Genomic DNA, 17,846 nt, shown 5'->3' on the forward strand with positions numbered 1-17,846 from the left:
TGGTATCCAACAGCATAGAGTCCCTTTGTTTATTCCTGCCCGGAAAAAATTTAAAGGGTACTCTAGCTCTTTTTTCAATTTATTCAATCTGTTAAACAAAAATATTTTCCTTAGCCTGACGGCTATGGGCGAAGCGCCCGACCTACGATTTGATATAAAGGGTGAGAAATAGTCAATTTCTTGCCAGCGTTTCCACTTTTTGCAAACGATCTAAAAACTCACGAGTAGATACGTCACCCACTAAACGCAGTCCGCTTAACTCTTTTCCTGCTGAATTAAAGAAAAGGAAGGTGGGAGGGGCTACTACCTGATACTGTTTCATGAGTGCCTGTGCTGCTGCGTCATTGGCAGTGACATCAATTTTCAAAACCAGAAAATTACCCAATGTTCTTTTAATTTCAGTATTGTTTAATGTGGATGAAGCGATGACTTTACAAGATGCACACCAGTCGGCATAAAAATCAAGCATTACCGGTCGGCCTTCTGCTGTTTGCAGCGCCTCTTTTAATTCTGCAGGGGTTTTAATAATCAGCTCTTCGCGTTCCATACTGGCTGCAGTGGCTTTACTGAATATACCTGCTAAAGGCAGCAGGGGATCTTTACTGCCCATGCTGGCGCCTGCCAGAATCAGTAAGCCATAAACAAGAAGTAAAATACCAGTGCTCTGATGCATTTTTTCAGAATTGTTTTGTGCAGGGTTTAGAGCACCGGCAAAAATACCGGAGAAAACGAGAAGTGCTGCCCATAAAATCATTGTGACCGGAGGGGGCAACAGACGACCCATCAAATAAATGGCAACCGCCAGCAACAGGAAGCCAAAAAAGTTTTTTACCGAATTCATCCAGGTTCCAGCCCGGGGCAGCCATTTACCAGCGGAGGTGCCAATCAGCAGAAGGGGGGTTCCCATACCCAGCCCCAGGAAAAACAGAGTCAGGCTGCCAAACAGTACATTGCCTGAATGCGCAATGTATCCCAGTGCACCGATTAAAGGAGCGGTTACGCAGGGAGAAAGAATAAGTGTTGACAAGCAGCCCATAATGGCCGCCCCAAGATAATGACCGCCATGCTGACTGCGGCTGGCTTTAGCTAATTTAGCCTGCCAGGAAACAGGCAGTTTTAACTCAAAAAAACCAAACATGGAGAGCGCGAGTAATATAAATATCAGGCTAAACAATCCAATAGCCCAGGGCGCCTGCATTATAATTTGCAGATTGCTGCCAAGCGTGGCAACAATGGCGCCCGCAATCGCATAAGTCAGTGACATGCTAAGCACATAACTGAAAGACAGCAAAAACGCCTTGCGTGTTGAAATATCGTGTCCATGTCCGACAATAATACCTGACAAGACCGGAACCATCGGCAAGACACAGGGTGTAAACGCTAAAAGCAGGCCAAAGCCGAAGAAGCTGAGAATAACCATAAACCAGTGTGAGTTTTCATAAATATCAGCTATCGCATCACTTTCCTGATCACTGGTCTGCACCACCGGTGGTGCCTTAACTGCGGTACCAGTGGACGCCGAAACTAAAGCTAACTGCTCATTAATGGCTAATTTAATCTGTTTGGTTTCAGGCGGATAACAGAAACCATCATCCGAGCATCCCTGATAATGAAGGCTTACAGAGGTTTCTCCTGATTGCTCACCGAGCACCGGGATTAATAGTGATAATGCATCACGGTACACCAGATAACTATGACCCTGGCGATCCTTCTTTTCGCTTGCCTGCGGAAAAATAATGGAGCCAAATTGAAGAACAGGATCAGCAGGCGCACTCAATGAGATGCGATCGCGATAAAGAAAATAGCCTGGCTTGATTTGCCAATCAATAGAAAAAGTATTGGGATCAACCGGTTTTACCTTGACTGTAAAGACTTCTTCAGCGGAAAGAGGCGCTGCGTAACCGAAACCATTAAAAATCGCGAGAGACAGCAAGAATAACCACTTATACATGCTTAATCCAGGTTATGGTTCAATAAATTGAACTTAATCTATATAGCGTAGCAGCTTATAATACAATTATTGTCCGATATTAAAAAGTATGGGGCATTATTTGAGTGTTCAGCCAGACAAAAAGCTATCTTATCTTGGTTTGATTCCTTTAATCGCTTCATCCACCTTAAGAGTGACACTTTCGGATTCTGTTTTGGGTTGAAACAGACTATACCGACCTGTCCATGCATAGTTGATACCAAATGCAATGCCGGCTGTGCCGAGAGAAAGCACAGCGCTCAACACATGGAGTGCGATTTTTTTGACTTTATAACCCCTGTGATTTGCTAAATCCGGTAGAGCGGTATCGATAGCGCCTTTACAGGCTGCTTGAAAGTCGGGAACTGATAATTCACCATTTAAAAAGCGCTCCTGATTCTTGGTCAATCGGGTATACATTGTTCTTGCTTTTTTTGCGGGGTCTACATAGTCGGGTTTGGTTCGAGCTTCTTTCTCCAATTCCTTCACTTTGCTTTCGAGGTTGCCCAAATGCTTTTGCAGGTTGATACTGGCAAGAATTTCAGGCGCGGCGGCTTTTCTAATACTGACAATAAGCGCATCGGCCTGCCGATCAATGTCTTGTCGTTTTCGCTTTATAGCCTGTGCAATCTGAGGGGGATAGCCATCGACAAATCCCGCGCGACTGATTCCGCTGTTAGCCAGCGCCTTTTCATAACCGGATACATCCAGTTGTGCCAGCAGTTGCTGCTTCAGCTCTTCCCGACGCTCATTAGCCTTTACCTCAGAATTACACTGTGGAAACTGAATGCGAAAACGATTGATATCAGATGCGATTTTAGCAAGTTGCTGTTGGCTATGATTTATTATTCTGTTCTCAGCAGCCTGAGCAGTAGAGATTATACTATTAAGTTTTGCCTGATAGGCTGATTTAACAAGACCTGGTAATCCTGAACTGCCTTCAATAGAGGCTGCCTTTCTGGATGCGTCAGTCGTTTCAGTTAAGCCTTTCAGCTGCTCTTGTAGTGCCTTTTGATGCAGTCGCACTTGCACAAGATCATTGCAATGATTGAAATGAAAATTAAAGTCATTAATCCTGGTAACCATAGGTGCTACTAGATCATTCGCCTGCTTTCTTAAATTTTGTATTTGTCCGCTAGCCTGCTGATTTAGGTTTCGTTCATAGTCGCCTTTCGCTTTCAGAATGGCAGGATATCCGGACGAATAACCAAGAAGACGTTCTGCCTGGGCCACTATGTCCTGTTTGACTAAACGATAAACCTGCTCTTCCCGTTGTTCTTTTTGCAAAATGACAGCCACTACTTTATGGCAATTTGTAAATGCTACGGGAAGCGATCTTATTTGCTCTGCCACTCTATTGAGGGCGTCCTCAGCAAGCAAATAGGGTTGCACTGATCTTCTCAATGCATTCTTTTTCTCATCTACCAGGGCATCGAGTTGGTCGAGGTGAACGGTATATAATTCCTGCGAATGATTATTCTTAAAATCGGCCAGGAATTTGTCCAGTTCAGCAAGGCGCTCCTCGTATTTCTGATAATTCAAGGCGCTGAATTTACTTGAAAATTTTCCAAGTTGCTCTTTGAATTCTTCGAATCGACGCAGGCGTTCAGTGGGTTGTGGAGAATCAGCCAAGTGTCTGGCAAGCCAGTCTCTAACAGGAGCGTCATTCTCCTGCGCAATGATATCGTTTAGATTCACTCTTGCCGATAAATCCTCTTTAGCAAACTTCAAAAACTGTTCAGCTGCGCGAGGATTCACCAAACTCAGATTATATAAAGCGTTGAAAAGATGTGCTGTATTCTTGTTTTTTTGCCGGGAAATAACTTGCTGATATAGCTCTCTTGTTAAAGGATAGTCACTTTGCAGCAGCTTTTTACCATGGGAAGTGAGCTCGGAGTTAGCACCTGCCATCGCTAAAGATAAGCCGTGGGGAAGTAATTGTTCCTTTACCCGGCTGTCGGCAATTGTTTGCGCATCGAACTCCTTGCGAGTAAATTGAAAACGAAGACCGCCGGCTTGGGTTAAATTGTAGGGTTGACCCTGAAAATAAAAATTGAGCAGACCTTCTTCCACCGTTTCTCGCGCGTTATGGGCAAAACCGGCTTGTTTTGCTTTCTCGCTTATCGCATGTTCCAATGCATTTTCAAACAGATTCTCAGGCTTTTCTGGAGCAGATGGGAGAGTGGGTCTTGCTGATATGACATCCTTTTTTTCAAATAAATCGGGAAATCTTGTTCTCAGAGTGTGGAAGTTTCTGTCAAAAGCATAGGGCGCACTTTCAAGACACGCCAGGAAGGCTTCTCGAATAGGAGATTTGCCTAATAATTCCGGTTCATCGAAAATAGCAGGGGCAAGTTCATATAATTTAACTGCGTTATTTGCTATATTCCCATTGAGTTGGACATTCTGCTTTTGCAGGCTTAATAGGCCTTGAAATAATTGATAATTTTCAAAAATGGCACGACCAGTCCGTTCATTTGTACAATTGACAATATCCCAGGTTAATCTATCGCTGGCATTATTTTCGCTGAAATAACAAAAACGAGTATTCCGTGTTCTGATATCAGCAAGGTTAATGGTTTCCTCTTTTGTGTTATTCCAGGGGTTCACCAGAACAAATTTGTATCCTCCAGGAGTATTCTTATCCCGTATGATTTCCTTCAGTCTCAGACCGTGTCGTCCATGATATTTACCGTGGATATCTTTTTTTCCATAGGCTAGGCTGATGTAAACAGGAGCTTCTGGCCAGCGGTTTTTTAAACTAATGATCTTCTGAATATCCTCTGTATCATGACTATGAACTTCGAGGAGATGCCCGACAAAGGCAGTAGATGTCCCTTCGTGTCGGTTATTTAAATCATGAGCACTTATGCTGGTAAGGACATTCTGCTGATATTTCCAGGCATTTTTATAATAGTAGGAGCTTATACGTTCTAAAATTTTGACCGCCAGTGAATTGCTTCGAACCCCTTCTCTGGAGGCATCAATTTCAGCAAGGTAGGCATGAGGAATGGTAATGACATCCTCATTAGTATCTGGATCGATACGATGTCGATAATTAATCCCGATCTTGTCGGGATCAAGATTTTCACTTTGCTTTGTACGTTTAACGCGAAGTTCCACATCACCATTGTCAAGCTCTTTAAACATTGACTTTAAACGTTCTCTGCCTTCTTTACTCGCATTATAAATACAGTCGATGGATGCGATTAAATAGCAGTCTCCTGTTTTGCCTTGACTTAGGGTGAGGGGTTGGCCGTCTCTTGGGAATAGTGGAGTCATTTTTAGCCATAGTGATCGTATAATTTTCTATGCTCTATATTATAGTTTGGCAATATTAAGTAAAAATTAAGCAGTTATCGAACTCCATAGCGGTTAGTATCAAAAAATTTAAAAAATTTGCATTGCTGCCCTTGAATCTGAAATGAATGCCCCCATATGGTTGTCATCGGTAGTGACTGAAGTATCAGTCAGTACTTTCAGCTCAGAGTTCACTCTGAAAAAACAAGGTGATTAATTAAACCAGGAGAAAACAAGTATGAAAATTCGTCCTTTACACGATCGTGTTGTTGTTCAGCGCATGGAAGAAGAACGAACTACTGCTGGCGGAATTGTAATTCCAGACAGTGCTACTGAAAAACCCATTCGTGGTAAAGTACTGGCTGTTGGCCCAGGCAAAAACCTTGACAATGGTGATGTGCGTGCATTGGCCGTTAAAATAGGCGATGTCGTTTTATTTGGCAAATACTCTGGCACAGAAGTCAAAATTGACGGTCAGGAGATGGTTGTCATGCGTGAAGATGACATCATGGGTGTTATTGAAGGCTAATCATACAACAGATTATTAGGAGACTTTAAGAATGGCTAAAGAATTACGTTTTGGTAACAATGCGCGCCAGGAAATGTTGGCCGGTGTAAATGGCTTGGCTGACGCTGTACAAGTAACAATGGGCCCACGTGGTCGTAATGTGGTCCTGGAGAAATCCTTCGGCGCTCCCACTGTAACTAAAGACGGTGTGTCTGTTGCTAAAGAAATCGAGTTTGAGCAACGCTTCATGAACATGGGCGCTCAAATGGTTAAAGAAGTGGCTTCCAAAACTTCTGATGCAGCTGGTGATGGTACTACTACTGCTACTGTATTGGCTCGTTCAATCCTGGTTGAAGGCCACAAAGCAGTTGCTGCCGGCATGAATCCAATGGATTTAAAACGCGGAATTGACAAGGCAGTTATCGCTGTTACCAAACACCTGCAAAGCATGTCCAAGCCTTGTAAAGATGGCAAAGCGATTGCGCAAGTAGGTACTATTTCTGCTAACTCTGACGAAGCTATCGGCGCAATCATTGCTGAAGCGATGGAAAAAGTTGGAAAAGAAGGCGTTATCACTGTTGAAGATGGTAATGGTCTTGAGAATGAGCTGTCTGTTGTTGAAGGAATGCAGTTTGATCGTGGTTACATTTCTCCATACTTCATCAACAACCAGCAAAACATGAGCTCTGAACTTGAGCATCCATTTATTCTGTTAGTTGACAAGAAAATTTCCAGCATCCGTGACATGTTGTCTGTTCTGGAAGCGGTTGCCAAATCTGGCCGTCCTTTACTGATCGTTGCTGAAGACGTTGAAGGCGAAGCCTTGGCTACTCTGGTTGTTAACAACATGCGTGGTATTGTTAAAGTTTGCGCAGTTAAAGCGCCTGGCTTTGGCGATCGCCGTAAAGCAATGTTGCAGGATATTGCTATTCTGACTAACGGTCAGGTGATTTCTGAAGAAGTGGGCAAAAGCCTTGAAGGTGCTTCTATGGAAGACCTGGGTACTGCCAAACGAGTGGTTGTGACTAAAGAAACTACAACTATTATTGACGGCGAAGGTAAAGCAACTGAAATCAATGCTCGCATCAGCCAAATCCGCGCTCAAATGGAAGAAACTACTTCTGATTACGATCGTGAGAAACTGCAAGAGCGTGTTGCCAAACTGGCCGGCGGTGTTGCGGTTATCAAAGTGGGTGCTGCTACTGAAGTTGAGATGAAAGAGAAGAAAGCTCGCGTTGAAGACGCTCTGCATGCTACTCGTGCCGCTGTTGAAGAAGGTATTGTAGCGGGTGGTGGTGTTGCTTTAATCCGTGCTCAATCCGCTCTGAATGGTTTGAAAGGCGACAATGCTGATCAGGATATGGGTATCAACATCCTGCGTCGTGCTATTGAGTCTCCATTGCGTCAAATCGTTGCCAACGCAGGTTATGAAGCATCTGTTATCGTTAACCGTGTTGCTGAGCAAAAAGACAACTTTGGCTTTAACGCTGCAAGCGGTGAATTTGGTGATATGGTTGAAATGGGTATCCTGGATCCAACTAAAGTTACCCGTACAGCGCTGCAAAACGCTGCTTCAGTTGCCAGCCTCATGTTAACTACTGAGTGTATGGTTGCTGAACTGCCAAAGAAAGATGAAGCTGCTGGTGCTGGCGATATGGGCGGCATGGGCGGTATGGGCGGCATGGGCATGATGTAAGCCTTGGCTTCCTGAAAAAACCCGCCTTATGGCGGGTTTTTTTTTGGAAAAACTATTTCTTTTTTCTTTAACTCTCTTGTTGTATAAATTGATATCCAAAACAGGAAGTTTACTATGACCAGATTAACTCAGGAATTCAAAGCAAAAGCAGAGCAGCTGCTTTTTATTTTAAAGGCAGCGGCAAAAGAAAATTACATGCTCTTATTGTCCTCTAATCCAGCCCCTGGCTTGCAATTCAACAGAGAGGAAATCTTGTATATGAAGTCGTTTAAAAAATTTTTTGATTCATTGCCTGAAAACCTTCGCGCTCATTTAACAGCAAGAAAAACAGAGCAGTTTGATACAGCGGAAAAATTATATTATCTGGGTCTGGAAAATTGGGAACCGACAGATTGGGCCAGGGCCTATTTTTTTAATCCTGGAATACCAATTATGACAGCCTGCGTGCAAAGAATAGATAAATATAATGAGGAACAAATATGTGAAAACTGGCTGGCTTATCATGTGAAAAAAATAGACACTTTGACTGAGCGGCGAGGAATAGTCAGTGAACAGTTAAAGGACAAGAATCTACAGAAAGAGATTAAAGAGGATCTGACTAAACAGTTAGAACTTACTGAAGAAACACTAAAATACCATCATTCGCAAATAAAACAATTGCAAGTTGAGAAAAAGCAGGTCAATGCATTGCTGGATCCCATGTACTCATCTAGCCACAGAGCTTTACTGTCATTAATCAATAAATGCAATTTAGGAACACTTTCCGTGGCTCAGTCCAGAATCAGCAAGCGATCTGCCGAGCAAAATGAATGGCAGGCAAAACGCAATGAATTGATAGAAATTCGCAGAAGCGAGTTAAAAGCAGAGTGGTCGATGAGTTCCCTTCTAAACCAAGCCGGCAAGAGCCCTATATTCTCAAGAAGACCAGATCCTCTTGCATTGAACCCAGATGAGATAGTCAGGTCGGCTAGAGATTACAAATAAACCGTCTTAGTGGATTAAATTGAATCAATAAAATTAAGGATAATTCTATGCCTGTATTCTCGGATGAATTTAAGAAAAAAGCGGATCAAATGATTTTCATTTTGGAAAATGCAAGGGAAGGAAATTTTCTCAGCTTGCTGAAACTTCCTTATTCGATGGAAGAAATTGGATTCAAAACAGAAGATCAGATGTATATTTTGTTATTCAGACAGTTTTATTATTCCTTACCGGATGCATTGAAGGCTAAATTTTCAAATGGACTTTGTACCTATGAAACCCTATACGACTCAGGTTTGAATGATTGGGCACCCACTCCGGATCAGAAGTATTATTATGAAACTCCAGGTGTAAACACTATCGCTGGTTATGTGAAGCGTGTGGAAAATTTTGTCAAAGAAAAAAAATGGCAAAACGATATGGCATTCCACCAGGAGAAAATCGATGGTTTAAAAAAGAAAAGAGAGGCTTTAACAGAGCAGCTCAATGAGCATCAAAATACTTTGGATGTGGATAAGATTGCTGATATAAGGAAGCAATTGAGTTTGAACGAGGACACACTTTCATATCACATAGTGCAGCATCGCTTATTGCTGGAAGAGGTCGAAATAACCAACCTCGATAAACTATTGAATGCACGCTATATACGTGATCGAAGCACCTTGCAGCATTGGGTTGAACGCTTTAATTTACCAACCCTCTATCAGCTGAGAGAAGAAATCAGCAAAAGAACGGGCATACAGCCTCTTTGGCTGCCCACTTTAAAAAAGCAGGTTGAGGGGCGAATCGATAAGCTGGTGAAGGAGTCAACCGCTGCTTTCATTGCAAAGGCTGGTGGAAGTCCGGTTTATACAAGACAGGAAGAGAAACTCTGTCATACGCCTTTGCCAGTCAGTCCTTCTCCAGCTCAGTAAGAAGGTTTTCGCCTTGCGATGCGGTGCATCTCAAGGCGAAGACTAGGAATTTAACAGTCTTATTCCGTCTCTAGCAAAGACAGTGATCTGGGTAGCCATAAGCCATTAGAACTTGCAGCATCGAGCCGGCCTCCAAAGAATGTATTGCTATTATCCGGTGTAAAAATCGGGGAATTGGCAGCAGATGGAAAGGTCCAGGTCTGGCCCAAATCCTGACTAACAGCGAGAAGGGGGCGTTGGACTCCACCAGTAATATAAAATCCTGCTGCGATACAAAGCCCTCCTGCACAATGGACATCATTAAACTGGCCATCGTTGGTAAAGACATTGGTATTATCCGGTGTAAAGACTGGTGCTGTGACCGAGGAGGGGAAAGTCCAGCTAGACCCTGCGTCATGACTAACTGCCAGGAGCGGCCTAAATCCGCCCCCCCCAAAATAAAACCCTCCCGTGACGCAATCAGAACCCTGGCAACTGATGCTCAAAAGGTTAGCGCTGCCCGTGAAGGCATTGGTATTGTCAGGGGTAAAAACAGGTGCAGTGACAGAGGATGGGAAAGTCCAGCTAGAGCCTGCGTCATGGCTGACTGCCACGAGCGGGCGTTGAGTTCCACCTCCAAAATAACGTCCTACTGCTATGCAAGTTGTTCCCTGACAGTTGACGTCAGCAAAACTGCCATTAGCTGTAAATGCGTTGCTATTGTCCGGTGTGAACACGGGGGAGTTGACAACTGAAGGATAAGTCCAGGTTACTGTGGCGTTTTGGCTTAATGCCAGCAATGGCCTTTCAATACCACCGCTGCGGTAACTGCCGGCGGCAATACACGCACTATCCTGGCAGACGACTCCGTTGAACGAACCATTATTCGAGAAGGCATTGGTATTATCAGGGGTAAAAACGGGGGCATTGATAGCGGAAGGATAAGTCCAGTTTTGGCCCAGATCCTGGCTAACCGCCAGAAGTGGTCTGTCAATTCCAACACTGCTGTATAAACCACCGGCTATACAAATAGCGCCATGGCAGTTTACAGCAAAAAATCTGCCGTTACCGACAAAAGCATTTGTATTATCTGGAGTAAAAACAGGGGCATTGATAACTGCAGGAAAGTTCCAGCTCGTACCTGAATCATGGCTAATTGCCAAGATGGGACGTCGCGTTCCTGCACTAAAGTAGTTGCCGACAGCGATACAAGTGCTTCCCTGGCAAGTTGCACCGACTAATTCACCTGCGCTACTAAAGGGGTTTGTATTAACTGGTGAGAAAACGGCTGCATTGATAGAAGACGGAAAGATCCAATTTAAGCCTGAGTCCTGACTAACTGCCAACAAGGGGCGTTGCACCAATCCTGCATCGCGGTATTGGCCTACAGCAATACAGGTTTGCGCATCGCAACTTGACTCAAAGAAGCCGGCGCTATTATTGTAGGAATTAGTATTATCAGGTACAAAAACCGGTGAATTTACAGCTGAAGGAAAAGTCCAGCTTGTGCCCATATCCGAGCTTAGCGCAATAAGCGGGCGAATAGCGCCAACACTTGTATATTGTCCTGCGGCAATAGCTATCGGGACTGGCTTCACTTCAATACTAATAGAGACTCTGGAGGTATTGTCCCCCTGAATAGGAATTAGCTGCAAAGAATGGATAACGGAGCCTGGGGTAAAGGAGATCTGACAGGAAGCGCCAGGCGCTAATACGGTACAACTGCTGGCATCCTGAATGACATCGGTCCAGCTTGAGGGAAGAATCGCCCGAATATTATACGCGGTGATTTGGGTGGAGTGATTGGTAATCGTGACCACTTTTGCGTTTTGATTGATAATTAAAACGAGGTTTGCTGGAGAGGCGCTAATCGAGGCAGTGGCGGGCTGGCCTTTGGTAATTGCCAGACTGTTAAGAGGTGAGGGTTGATAACATTGGTTCGGGTTGCCTTGTTGGCATAAAACAGGCCCGCCCATGACGTTCCCGGACAGCGCTGATCCGTTGATCTGTAACGTCAGGATGCAATAGCCTTTAGCGGGCAATTGGCAAAGACTGGTTTGTGTGATTCCTTGAATCGGCTGCATTATCAGCACTTTTGCACGTGCGGACTGATTATACACAGCATATTGCACCTGAGCTGTCTCTCCGGGCGCGACGGTTAATGTCACTGGAGTTTGAGGAACAAATACCCATAAAGGAGTAGCCGCATACAAGCTGGGTGCTGTCAGTAGACAGCAGAGCCATTTCAGCAATTGTTGATACCGTGTTCTTCCTTGCATTTTTCAGTCCTTGGTTTTTTAATATTAACTGACAAAAAATTATCTGTTTAGCATTAGGGTTTAGTTTCAAGCCTGAACTAATTCTTTCATTTTATTCTTCTCCCAACAGCGTAAAGGAGAGTGCTCGGGGTTTCTCATCGCAGCAACTGGCAGATAGAATGTTTGTTCGAGCAGAAACTGCCCGCTTAAAGCGGCGTGAGAAACATGATCTGTAAAGACGATCCAGGTACTTTGCGCCTGAAAATTAATGGTGTTTTTGGAAACTGTCTGTTGATAATGGTCATCAAGCTTCATGCGATCGTGCAGTTGCAGCTGATAATGATCATAAGCGGAACGCATGGTTTTAGTCACCTTTAACCATTTTAACAGTTTGGCAACAGAGGAATTGTATTTGGGGATGGATGGAGAAAAGCGTTCCAGTACTTGATTAAACGCTTCGCCCAGTTGCCACACTCGTGGTTCACCATAGGGATTAATGTTACAAAAAACCCGCAGAATACGACGACCATTGACAGGCGATGCAGGAAATGAGTCGACATGAACACGGGTATCATCCTTTCGCTTTGAACTTGCCCTGCCGCGGATTTCTGCAGGGCGGTAGCTGGTACGGCCCCAGATCAAATGCTCAGCGTATAGAGGACATACGGTATCTAGCAAATGTTTTGCAAATTCGGCAAATTGACGCATAAAACATTTCAAAATGGAGGGAAGGGCCTGGTTATGGGTGTTATAGCCGCCCAGACGATCTTTTAAATAGTCATAACTGATATTTTTGTGCTGACCATCCAGGATCTTGTCCGTGAGCAAATAATGTTCTTGTTGGGCATTGTGGGCGTAAAAATATTCCGGGAAATAAAGAACTTGCCCTGATTCAAGTAAATTCAGCGCTAAATCCTTTTGTACTTCATTAATCTTGTCTAAACTATTAGAGTTTAATATATAGAGTGGTTCGTCCATTATCGCCTCAAACAATCGATTTAATGGAGCAATTCTATCAATACTTATCCTGATTCCCCAAATTTTACGGATATTTATTTCAAAACCAATTAAAAAGGAGAGGGAAATGTCACAAGTAATAGGGAAATTATCAGTCATTCTGGCAGATACCTATGCCTTATACCTTAAAACACAAAACTATCACTGGCATGTCAAGGGGCCACAGTTCAAAACCTTGCACGAGCTGTTTGAAATGCAATATCAGGAACTGGCTGAAGCAGTAGATCAGGTGGCAGAACGCATCTTAATCACCGGGCATAAAGCGCCTGCTACTTTTAAGGAGTTTGAGCGTTTGAAGCGCATCAAGGACGGCAATTCAGGTCTTTCCGCCAATCAGATGGTGATTGAGTTAGCAGAGGATAATGCGACCCTGGTAAAAGATCTGAATCAGGCGCTCACACTCGCTCAGGAAAGTCATGATGAAGGAACGGCCAATCTTCTGAGCGATCGAATCGCAGCGCATGAAAAAGCGCACTGGATGTTGAATGCTTCCAAAGAATAAGATAAAAAAATGCCGCTTTTAAAGCGGCATTTCAGACAGGGCTGGGAATTATTCTAGTGAATTTTGTTACTTGAATAATTGCGCCAATCATTTTCCAAAGTTGTATCCTTACGATTTTCCACTCCCAATACGATGCCTCCGGATTCCAATCCTTTTTCATACACCTTGGCTCGTTCTTCAGGGATGCCCCATCCAATTAAGGCACCAATTAATCCACCGGAGATACTGCCTGCACCAGCACCGGCTAATCCTGCTGCTATTGGACCTGCAACAATGATTCCAAGGCCAGGGAAAATCAGATTGGTTCCAATTGCTGCAATTGCACCCAGGGTAGCACCTACTGTGCCTCCGATAAGGCCTCCGACTCCCATTCCTTCAACTGCCTTGGAACCGGTTTCTTCAGTCGTGAGAAATGAATCATAATATTTTTCACGGGTGTCATCTGACATTAACACACTGATTTCTTCGGGTTTGTATCCTTGATCAATTGCACGCAAATAAGCTTTTTCCGCGGAATCCCTATCATGAAAGAGCTCTGTGGTCATAGGAGCTGATGCTGCCTTTGAAACATGCGGTTTATAATAATTTTCTACAGTTGAAGAAAATTCTGGAGTTGCGAAATTTGGCCAGTGATCTTTGTCAAAACCGGGCGCATTTTCGAGGATTTCTTTATCGAGATTAAGTACGAAACAATCATCCTCTTCATCATATGAAAATAATTTCCAGGGCATGGCAAAGAATTTATTTCCAAACCCAAGCATTCCGCCGGAATCCAATACCAGGTAGTTGACAGAACCTGAAATTTTATCCAAAACTATTTCATTGATTTCACCGAGATTATCATTATTCAGATTTTTAACTTTGACTCCAGTCACTTCACTGGCTTTAACCACTTCATGAGGTCGTTCCATGATGACTTCTCCTAAATTATGTTTATGGCAAGATTAAAGGGCAGTTAAGTAAATCAATTCATAAACTTCATTAATGACAAAAGCCACACGCGGTGGCTTTTGCAGTGAATGGTTCCTCTGCATCTTCGCAGTTGAATCATCCTACACTTTAAATATAGTAAACGATGGTCAGTATGTCAAAAAATAATGCAAAATCAACTCGCACCCATACGGGTTAATTGAAAAATAGAATCCATTCTATTGATCCATAAAGAATTCGTGGTGGGAAAAAATTTAGAAGATGTAACCCTCATCAAGACTGTTCTCCCAATTATAGCTAATATTTTCGGATGTGATTAGCCAGAGACAGAATTTAAGCGATTATAAATCTGTGGAAGGGATTCCAGTGCATAATTTGCTGCATCCACTTGAACTTCAGATCGTGTTCCCTTAAATTTTTTTGTTTCCGAATAGAGCTGCCATCCCTGATTGTTCTTTAATCCCCAGGCAAAACAAATAGTACCTGGTTCTACACCGTCCATCGGTTCCGAGCCAGTTAATCCGGTGGTGGCAATTACAACATTGGCCTTGCTTTTTTGCAAAGCGCCTAAGGCCATTTCACGAGCAACCTGTTCACTCGTTAACGTATAAGTTTTAATGGTTTCATCGCGTACATGAAGTACATTTTTCTTTGCATCTTCAGAATATACGACATACCCCAACTCAAGGCATTCTCCGCAGCCTTCAATTTTTCCAAGAATAGCTAAAATTTGTCCAGCCGTACATGATTCCGCTGTGACCAGAACTAAATCCCTTTCTTTTAAAAAGTCAATAGCCATCTGCCCTGATTTCATATTTTGAAGTATGCTGATAAGTTGATACTTACAGTATAAACCCAATCACGTCGGAAGTCGGTCTATTTGACATATGACTGTATGGGTCTAAGTTTAAAATAGGACATATAAAAATTGATGTTAACAATAAACGATGTTCTTAATAAGGAGATTATTTTTTAAGGAGAAAAATCATGACTGGTACCTCAATTGGCGGTAAAAAAGCTGCCGAAACTCGAAAACGAAATCAAAGATCCTCACAAACAAAAAAGAATGCTTCCAGTAGTAGTCACAAAAGTAAATAGCGTAGATTTCATGTCGCGTAGAATTATTATCATTGGAGGATATTATCATGGATAGAAATATACCCAATCAGGGTCAAAATCAGAATTCAGGCAAGCAGAACATGCCGCAGAATCAAAAACAGGAAAAGCAAAATTTTGATCCACTGAAAGAGAAAAAAGGCATGCGGAACATGTCCGAGCAAGATGAAGGACTGGATATGGATAATAAAGAAAATCCGCATCAATCTTTATAATTAATTTCTCTCCCCCATAGGGGAGAGATTTTGTAAACCACTAAGGATGGAGGAAGCGATCATGATGTATGTTATTGGCTGGTTGTTAGGAATTCCTATCAGTATTTTGCTACTGATTTGGCTTGTTTCACATTTATAAAAATAACAATAAATATACAATAAGGAGTCATCATGAATCACGAAACGGTTGTAGTTGATCAAAAACTATGCGCTCCGCACCATCATTGGTTTTGCTGGTCGGCTATTATCATTGGGGCACTGGTAGGTCTTGGTCTGGGTTTTTTATTGCACCTTTATAGTATTGCTATTGGATTGACCGCTTTTGTGTCTGATAACGAAGCCACGACCGTTACCATAGGCGGGCTGATTGGCTTATTAATTGGTACTATTGTGGCGATGGGACTGGCCGGATTTACTGCCGGGTTTCTGGCGCATGTGGTTAGCCCTGGAGTTGGGATTTTATATGGCTTTGCCACCTGGAGTCTGGCGTTATTATTAACTGCTATTCTGGCAATGCCTCTTAGTAGTTATGTCAGCACTTACACTGCTGCCCTGGCACCCACAGTGAAGGTTGACACAGGAAATACGACGGCTCAGGGAAATCAGGTCACCGTCCAAAGTCCGGCTACTGAAGCGACCAAAGCGGCCTCACCTGAAACATTGGCATGGAGTGGATGGATAGTATTCGTTCTGTTTGCAATAGGTGCTTTATCCAGTTGTCTTGGAGCCTGTGGGGGTATTCATTGCCACAGAAAGCATTGTCTGCATTCAGAGGTATAATAGTATATAAGGAGATAAGTGATGGATTATCCAAATCAGTTACCTCCACAAAAGCAATCAAGGCAACCTGGGATAGAAAGTGTCATGCAACCTGCCCCTGTCTATGTTTCTCCTGATTATAAACCAGGTCAGAAATTGACAGGTAAGGTTGCTTTGATTACCGGTGGAGATAGTGGTATAGGTCGAGCAGTGGCCTGTGCATTTGCTCTGGAAGGGGCTGACGTCATTGTGCATTATCTGGATGAAGAATCGGATGCCCGGGAAACCGCCGACTTTATAAAAAACTGTGGAAGAAAGTGCTGGTTGTTTGCGAAAAACCTACAGTCCTACAATGCTTGTGAAGAGCTGGTGCAGAAGGCGATACAGGAAGTTTCACAGATAGATATCCTGGTTAATAATATCGCGGAGCAGCACCCCCAGGAAAGCATTGAAGATATCAGTTGTGAACAACTTGAAGCTACTTTCAAAACCAATTTTTTTTCCTATTTTTATATGATTAAAGCGCTGTTGCCTTATTTGAAAAAGGACGCGGTTATTATTAACACTACCTCCGTCACTGCTTATAAAGGCAATGATCACTTGATTGATTATTCCTCTACAAAAGGAGCTATAGTCGGCTTAACGCGTTCCCTGTCGCAAAATCTTGTGAAAAAAGGAATCCGCGTTAACGCCGTAGCACCGGGCCCGATATGGACCCCATTGATTCCTGCAAGTTTTTCCGCTGAGCAAGTTGCTGAATTTGGTCAGCAGGTTCCGATGAAAAGAGTAGGGCAGCCAGCCGAAATGGCTCCTGCCTATGTGTACCTTGCCTCTTCGGATTCTTCCTATATGACGGGGCAGGTGCTTCATCCCAATGGAGGTGTTATTGTAAATGCCTGAGTAGGCATACGTAGTTGAGATAGTAATCGGGGCAATGAGCTGCTGTCCAGCTTATTGCGTATATGGGGTCATGTTAAAAGGAATTGAATCATGAGCTTACTTGGACTAATTTTACTAATTGTTATTTTATTGGCAGTTTTGCCCACCTGGCCGTATAGTAGTGGATGGGGTTATTATCCCAGTGGTGCGGTAGGATTGATCTTGATTATATTGATAATATTGCTGCTGACGCGTGGTGGCTTATAAAGCAGTTTCCCTTAACTCCCGCGCAGGCGGGAGTTAGCAGGGCAATTTTCTGTCAGGGCTTTTAATGAAGATCTTTAGAGTACTGTCTTTTGAATTGACTCATGTCTTTACCAATCTGCTCTAATTCTTCTTCACTTAGAAGTTTTCGCACTTTGGGAAAAAGTTTTTGTTCCTCTTCTTCAGCATGGTGGATGACATCATCCATAAGTTTGTTAAATTTTCTTTCCCAGGCGGCCTCAGTTTTAATGTCATCGAATTGACGAATAGCTTGTTCTGCATGCTTTTCTTCAGTTAATAAATGTCTTACTGTATCATCAAGTCGATCATCATTTTTAAAGTGTGGATACCAGACTTTATGTTCCATTTTTTCATGGCGTATTAATTCCATACACAATTCGTTAAACATCTTTTTACGAGTTTCTTCGCGGTGACTTTCATCACTAATATCAATGAAGCGTTGTTTTACCCTCTCATGTTCTCTGATGAGAAAATCAATGGCATTCATAATATGGACTCCTGTTCAATAGAAAGTCCGTGGCAGCAGCCACGGACTTTC

General features: G+C 43.2%; 16 protein-coding genes. 9 read left to right on the top strand and 7 right to left on the bottom strand.

Features of this window, described 5'->3' with window-relative positions:
- Positions 1 to 172 precede the first annotated feature (172 nt).
- Complete coding sequence (gene dsbD, locus B1207_RS09790; protein ID WP_112219810.1) at positions 173 to 1,951, bottom strand: protein-disulfide reductase DsbD; 1,779 nt, start codon at positions 1,949 to 1,951, stop codon at positions 173 to 175.
- Between the two features lie 129 nt (positions 1,952 to 2,080).
- Positions 2,081 to 5,251, bottom strand: a complete 3,171-nt coding sequence (locus B1207_RS09795; protein WP_112219811.1) for a hypothetical protein — start codon at positions 5,249 to 5,251, stop codon at positions 2,081 to 2,083.
- A 256-nt stretch (positions 5,252 to 5,507) separates the two neighbouring features.
- Between B1207_RS09795 and groES the strand changes: the two genes are divergently transcribed.
- The 4 genes from groES to B1207_RS09815 all read left to right on the top strand — a co-directional run bounded on the left by groES (position 5,508) and on the right by B1207_RS09815 (position 9,368).
- On the top strand, positions 5,508 to 5,798 hold the full coding sequence (gene groES / locus B1207_RS09800) for a co-chaperone GroES (protein ID WP_112219812.1): 291 nt from the start codon (positions 5,508 to 5,510) through the stop codon (positions 5,796 to 5,798).
- Positions 5,799 to 5,829: 31 nt separating this feature from the next.
- A complete protein-coding gene (groL, locus tag B1207_RS09805) occupies positions 5,830 to 7,473 on the top strand; it encodes a chaperonin GroEL (protein ID WP_058506165.1) in 1,644 nt (547 codons plus the stop codon).
- Positions 7,474 to 7,587: 114 nt separating this feature from the next.
- On the top strand, positions 7,588 to 8,457 hold the full coding sequence (locus B1207_RS09810) for a hypothetical protein (protein WP_112219813.1): 870 nt from the start codon (positions 7,588 to 7,590) through the stop codon (positions 8,455 to 8,457).
- Positions 8,458 to 8,504: 47 nt separating this feature from the next.
- Complete coding sequence (locus B1207_RS09815; protein WP_112219814.1) at positions 8,505 to 9,368, top strand: hypothetical protein; 864 nt, start codon at positions 8,505 to 8,507, stop codon at positions 9,366 to 9,368.
- Positions 9,369 to 9,427: 59 nt separating this feature from the next.
- On the opposite strand, the gene B1207_RS09820 is transcribed toward B1207_RS09815, so the two are convergent.
- Positions 9,428 to 11,626, bottom strand: a complete 2,199-nt coding sequence (locus tag B1207_RS09820) for a sialidase family protein (RefSeq protein WP_112219815.1) — start codon at positions 11,624 to 11,626, stop codon at positions 9,428 to 9,430.
- Positions 11,627 to 11,692: 66 nt separating this feature from the next.
- Positions 11,693 to 12,583 (bottom strand): Kdo hydroxylase family protein, encoded by an 891-nt coding sequence (locus B1207_RS09825; RefSeq protein ID WP_112219996.1) that lies wholly within the window; start codon positions 12,581 to 12,583, stop codon positions 11,693 to 11,695.
- Between the two features lie 106 nt (positions 12,584 to 12,689).
- Here B1207_RS09825 and B1207_RS09830 point away from each other — a divergent pair, with 106 nt between their 5' ends.
- A complete protein-coding gene (locus B1207_RS09830; RefSeq protein ID WP_112219816.1) occupies positions 12,690 to 13,124 on the top strand; it encodes a Dps family protein in 435 nt (144 codons plus the stop codon).
- A 53-nt stretch (positions 13,125 to 13,177) separates the two neighbouring features.
- Here the strand turns inward: B1207_RS09830 and B1207_RS16095 are convergent, their stop codons facing one another.
- Positions 13,178 to 14,035, bottom strand: a complete 858-nt coding sequence (locus B1207_RS16095; protein WP_253255831.1) for a PRC-barrel domain-containing protein — start codon at positions 14,033 to 14,035, stop codon at positions 13,178 to 13,180.
- Positions 14,036 to 14,370: 335 nt separating this feature from the next.
- Complete coding sequence (locus tag B1207_RS09845) at positions 14,371 to 14,868, bottom strand: CinA family protein (protein WP_112219817.1); 498 nt, start codon at positions 14,866 to 14,868, stop codon at positions 14,371 to 14,373.
- A 331-nt stretch (positions 14,869 to 15,199) separates the two neighbouring features.
- On the opposite strand from B1207_RS09845, the gene B1207_RS09850 reads away from it, so the two are divergent.
- From B1207_RS09850 to B1207_RS09865, 4 genes are all read left to right on the top strand, one after another.
- A complete protein-coding gene (locus tag B1207_RS09850) occupies positions 15,200 to 15,385 on the top strand; it encodes a hypothetical protein (protein ID WP_112219818.1) in 186 nt (61 codons plus the stop codon).
- 171 nt (positions 15,386 to 15,556) lie between these two features.
- Positions 15,557 to 16,165 carry a hypothetical protein gene (locus B1207_RS09855; RefSeq protein WP_253255832.1) on the top strand — a complete coding sequence of 203 codons (609 nt, stop codon included), beginning with the start codon at positions 15,557 to 15,559 and terminating at the stop codon, positions 16,163 to 16,165.
- Between the two features lie 21 nt (positions 16,166 to 16,186).
- Complete coding sequence (locus B1207_RS09860; protein ID WP_112219819.1) at positions 16,187 to 17,044, top strand: SDR family oxidoreductase; 858 nt, start codon at positions 16,187 to 16,189, stop codon at positions 17,042 to 17,044.
- Between the two features lie 90 nt (positions 17,045 to 17,134).
- Positions 17,135 to 17,290, top strand: a complete 156-nt coding sequence (locus B1207_RS09865) for a DUF3309 family protein (RefSeq protein WP_112219820.1) — start codon at positions 17,135 to 17,137, stop codon at positions 17,288 to 17,290.
- Positions 17,291 to 17,351: 61 nt separating this feature from the next.
- Here the strand turns inward: B1207_RS09865 and B1207_RS09870 are convergent, their stop codons facing one another.
- Complete coding sequence (locus B1207_RS09870) at positions 17,352 to 17,795, bottom strand: hemerythrin domain-containing protein (protein ID WP_112219821.1); 444 nt, start codon at positions 17,793 to 17,795, stop codon at positions 17,352 to 17,354.
- Between the last annotated feature and the right edge of the window lie 51 nt (positions 17,796 to 17,846).

Source organism: Legionella quinlivanii (genome assembly GCF_003265995.1).
Classification (GTDB): Bacteria; Pseudomonadota; Gammaproteobacteria; order Legionellales; family Legionellaceae; genus Legionella_C; species Legionella_C quinlivanii_A.

What these genes read in the sequence shown, in the direction of transcription:
- dsbD (WP_112219810.1), bottom strand. Translation starts at nt 1,951, where the DNA reads ATGTATAAGTGGTTATTCTTGCTGTCTCTCGCGATTTTTAATGGTTTC.
- B1207_RS09795 (WP_112219811.1), bottom strand. Translation starts at nt 5,251, where the DNA reads ATGACTCCACTATTCCCAAGAGACGGCCAACCCCTCACCCTAAGTCAA.
- groES (WP_112219812.1), top strand. Translation starts at nt 5,508, where the DNA reads ATGAAAATTCGTCCTTTACACGATCGTGTTGTTGTTCAGCGCATGGAA.
- groL (WP_058506165.1), top strand. Translation starts at nt 5,830, where the DNA reads ATGGCTAAAGAATTACGTTTTGGTAACAATGCGCGCCAGGAAATGTTG.
- B1207_RS09810 (WP_112219813.1), top strand. Translation starts at nt 7,588, where the DNA reads ATGACCAGATTAACTCAGGAATTCAAAGCAAAAGCAGAGCAGCTGCTT.
- B1207_RS09815 (WP_112219814.1), top strand. Translation starts at nt 8,505, where the DNA reads ATGCCTGTATTCTCGGATGAATTTAAGAAAAAAGCGGATCAAATGATT.
- B1207_RS09820 (WP_112219815.1), bottom strand. Translation starts at nt 11,626, where the DNA reads ATGCAAGGAAGAACACGGTATCAACAATTGCTGAAATGGCTCTGCTGT.
- B1207_RS09825 (WP_112219996.1), bottom strand. Translation starts at nt 12,583, where the DNA reads ATGGACGAACCACTCTATATATTAAACTCTAATAGTTTAGACAAGATT.
- B1207_RS09830 (WP_112219816.1), top strand. Translation starts at nt 12,690, where the DNA reads ATGTCACAAGTAATAGGGAAATTATCAGTCATTCTGGCAGATACCTAT.
- B1207_RS16095 (WP_253255831.1), bottom strand. Translation starts at nt 14,035, where the DNA reads ATGGAACGACCTCATGAAGTGGTTAAAGCCAGTGAAGTGACTGGAGTC.
- B1207_RS09845 (WP_112219817.1), bottom strand. Translation starts at nt 14,868, where the DNA reads ATGAAATCAGGGCAGATGGCTATTGACTTTTTAAAAGAAAGGGATTTA.
- B1207_RS09850 (WP_112219818.1), top strand. Translation starts at nt 15,200, where the DNA reads ATGGATAGAAATATACCCAATCAGGGTCAAAATCAGAATTCAGGCAAG.
- B1207_RS09855 (WP_253255832.1), top strand. Translation starts at nt 15,557, where the DNA reads ATGAATCACGAAACGGTTGTAGTTGATCAAAAACTATGCGCTCCGCAC.
- B1207_RS09860 (WP_112219819.1), top strand. Translation starts at nt 16,187, where the DNA reads ATGGATTATCCAAATCAGTTACCTCCACAAAAGCAATCAAGGCAACCT.
- B1207_RS09865 (WP_112219820.1), top strand. Translation starts at nt 17,135, where the DNA reads ATGAGCTTACTTGGACTAATTTTACTAATTGTTATTTTATTGGCAGTT.
- B1207_RS09870 (WP_112219821.1), bottom strand. Translation starts at nt 17,795, where the DNA reads ATGAATGCCATTGATTTTCTCATCAGAGAACATGAGAGGGTAAAACAA.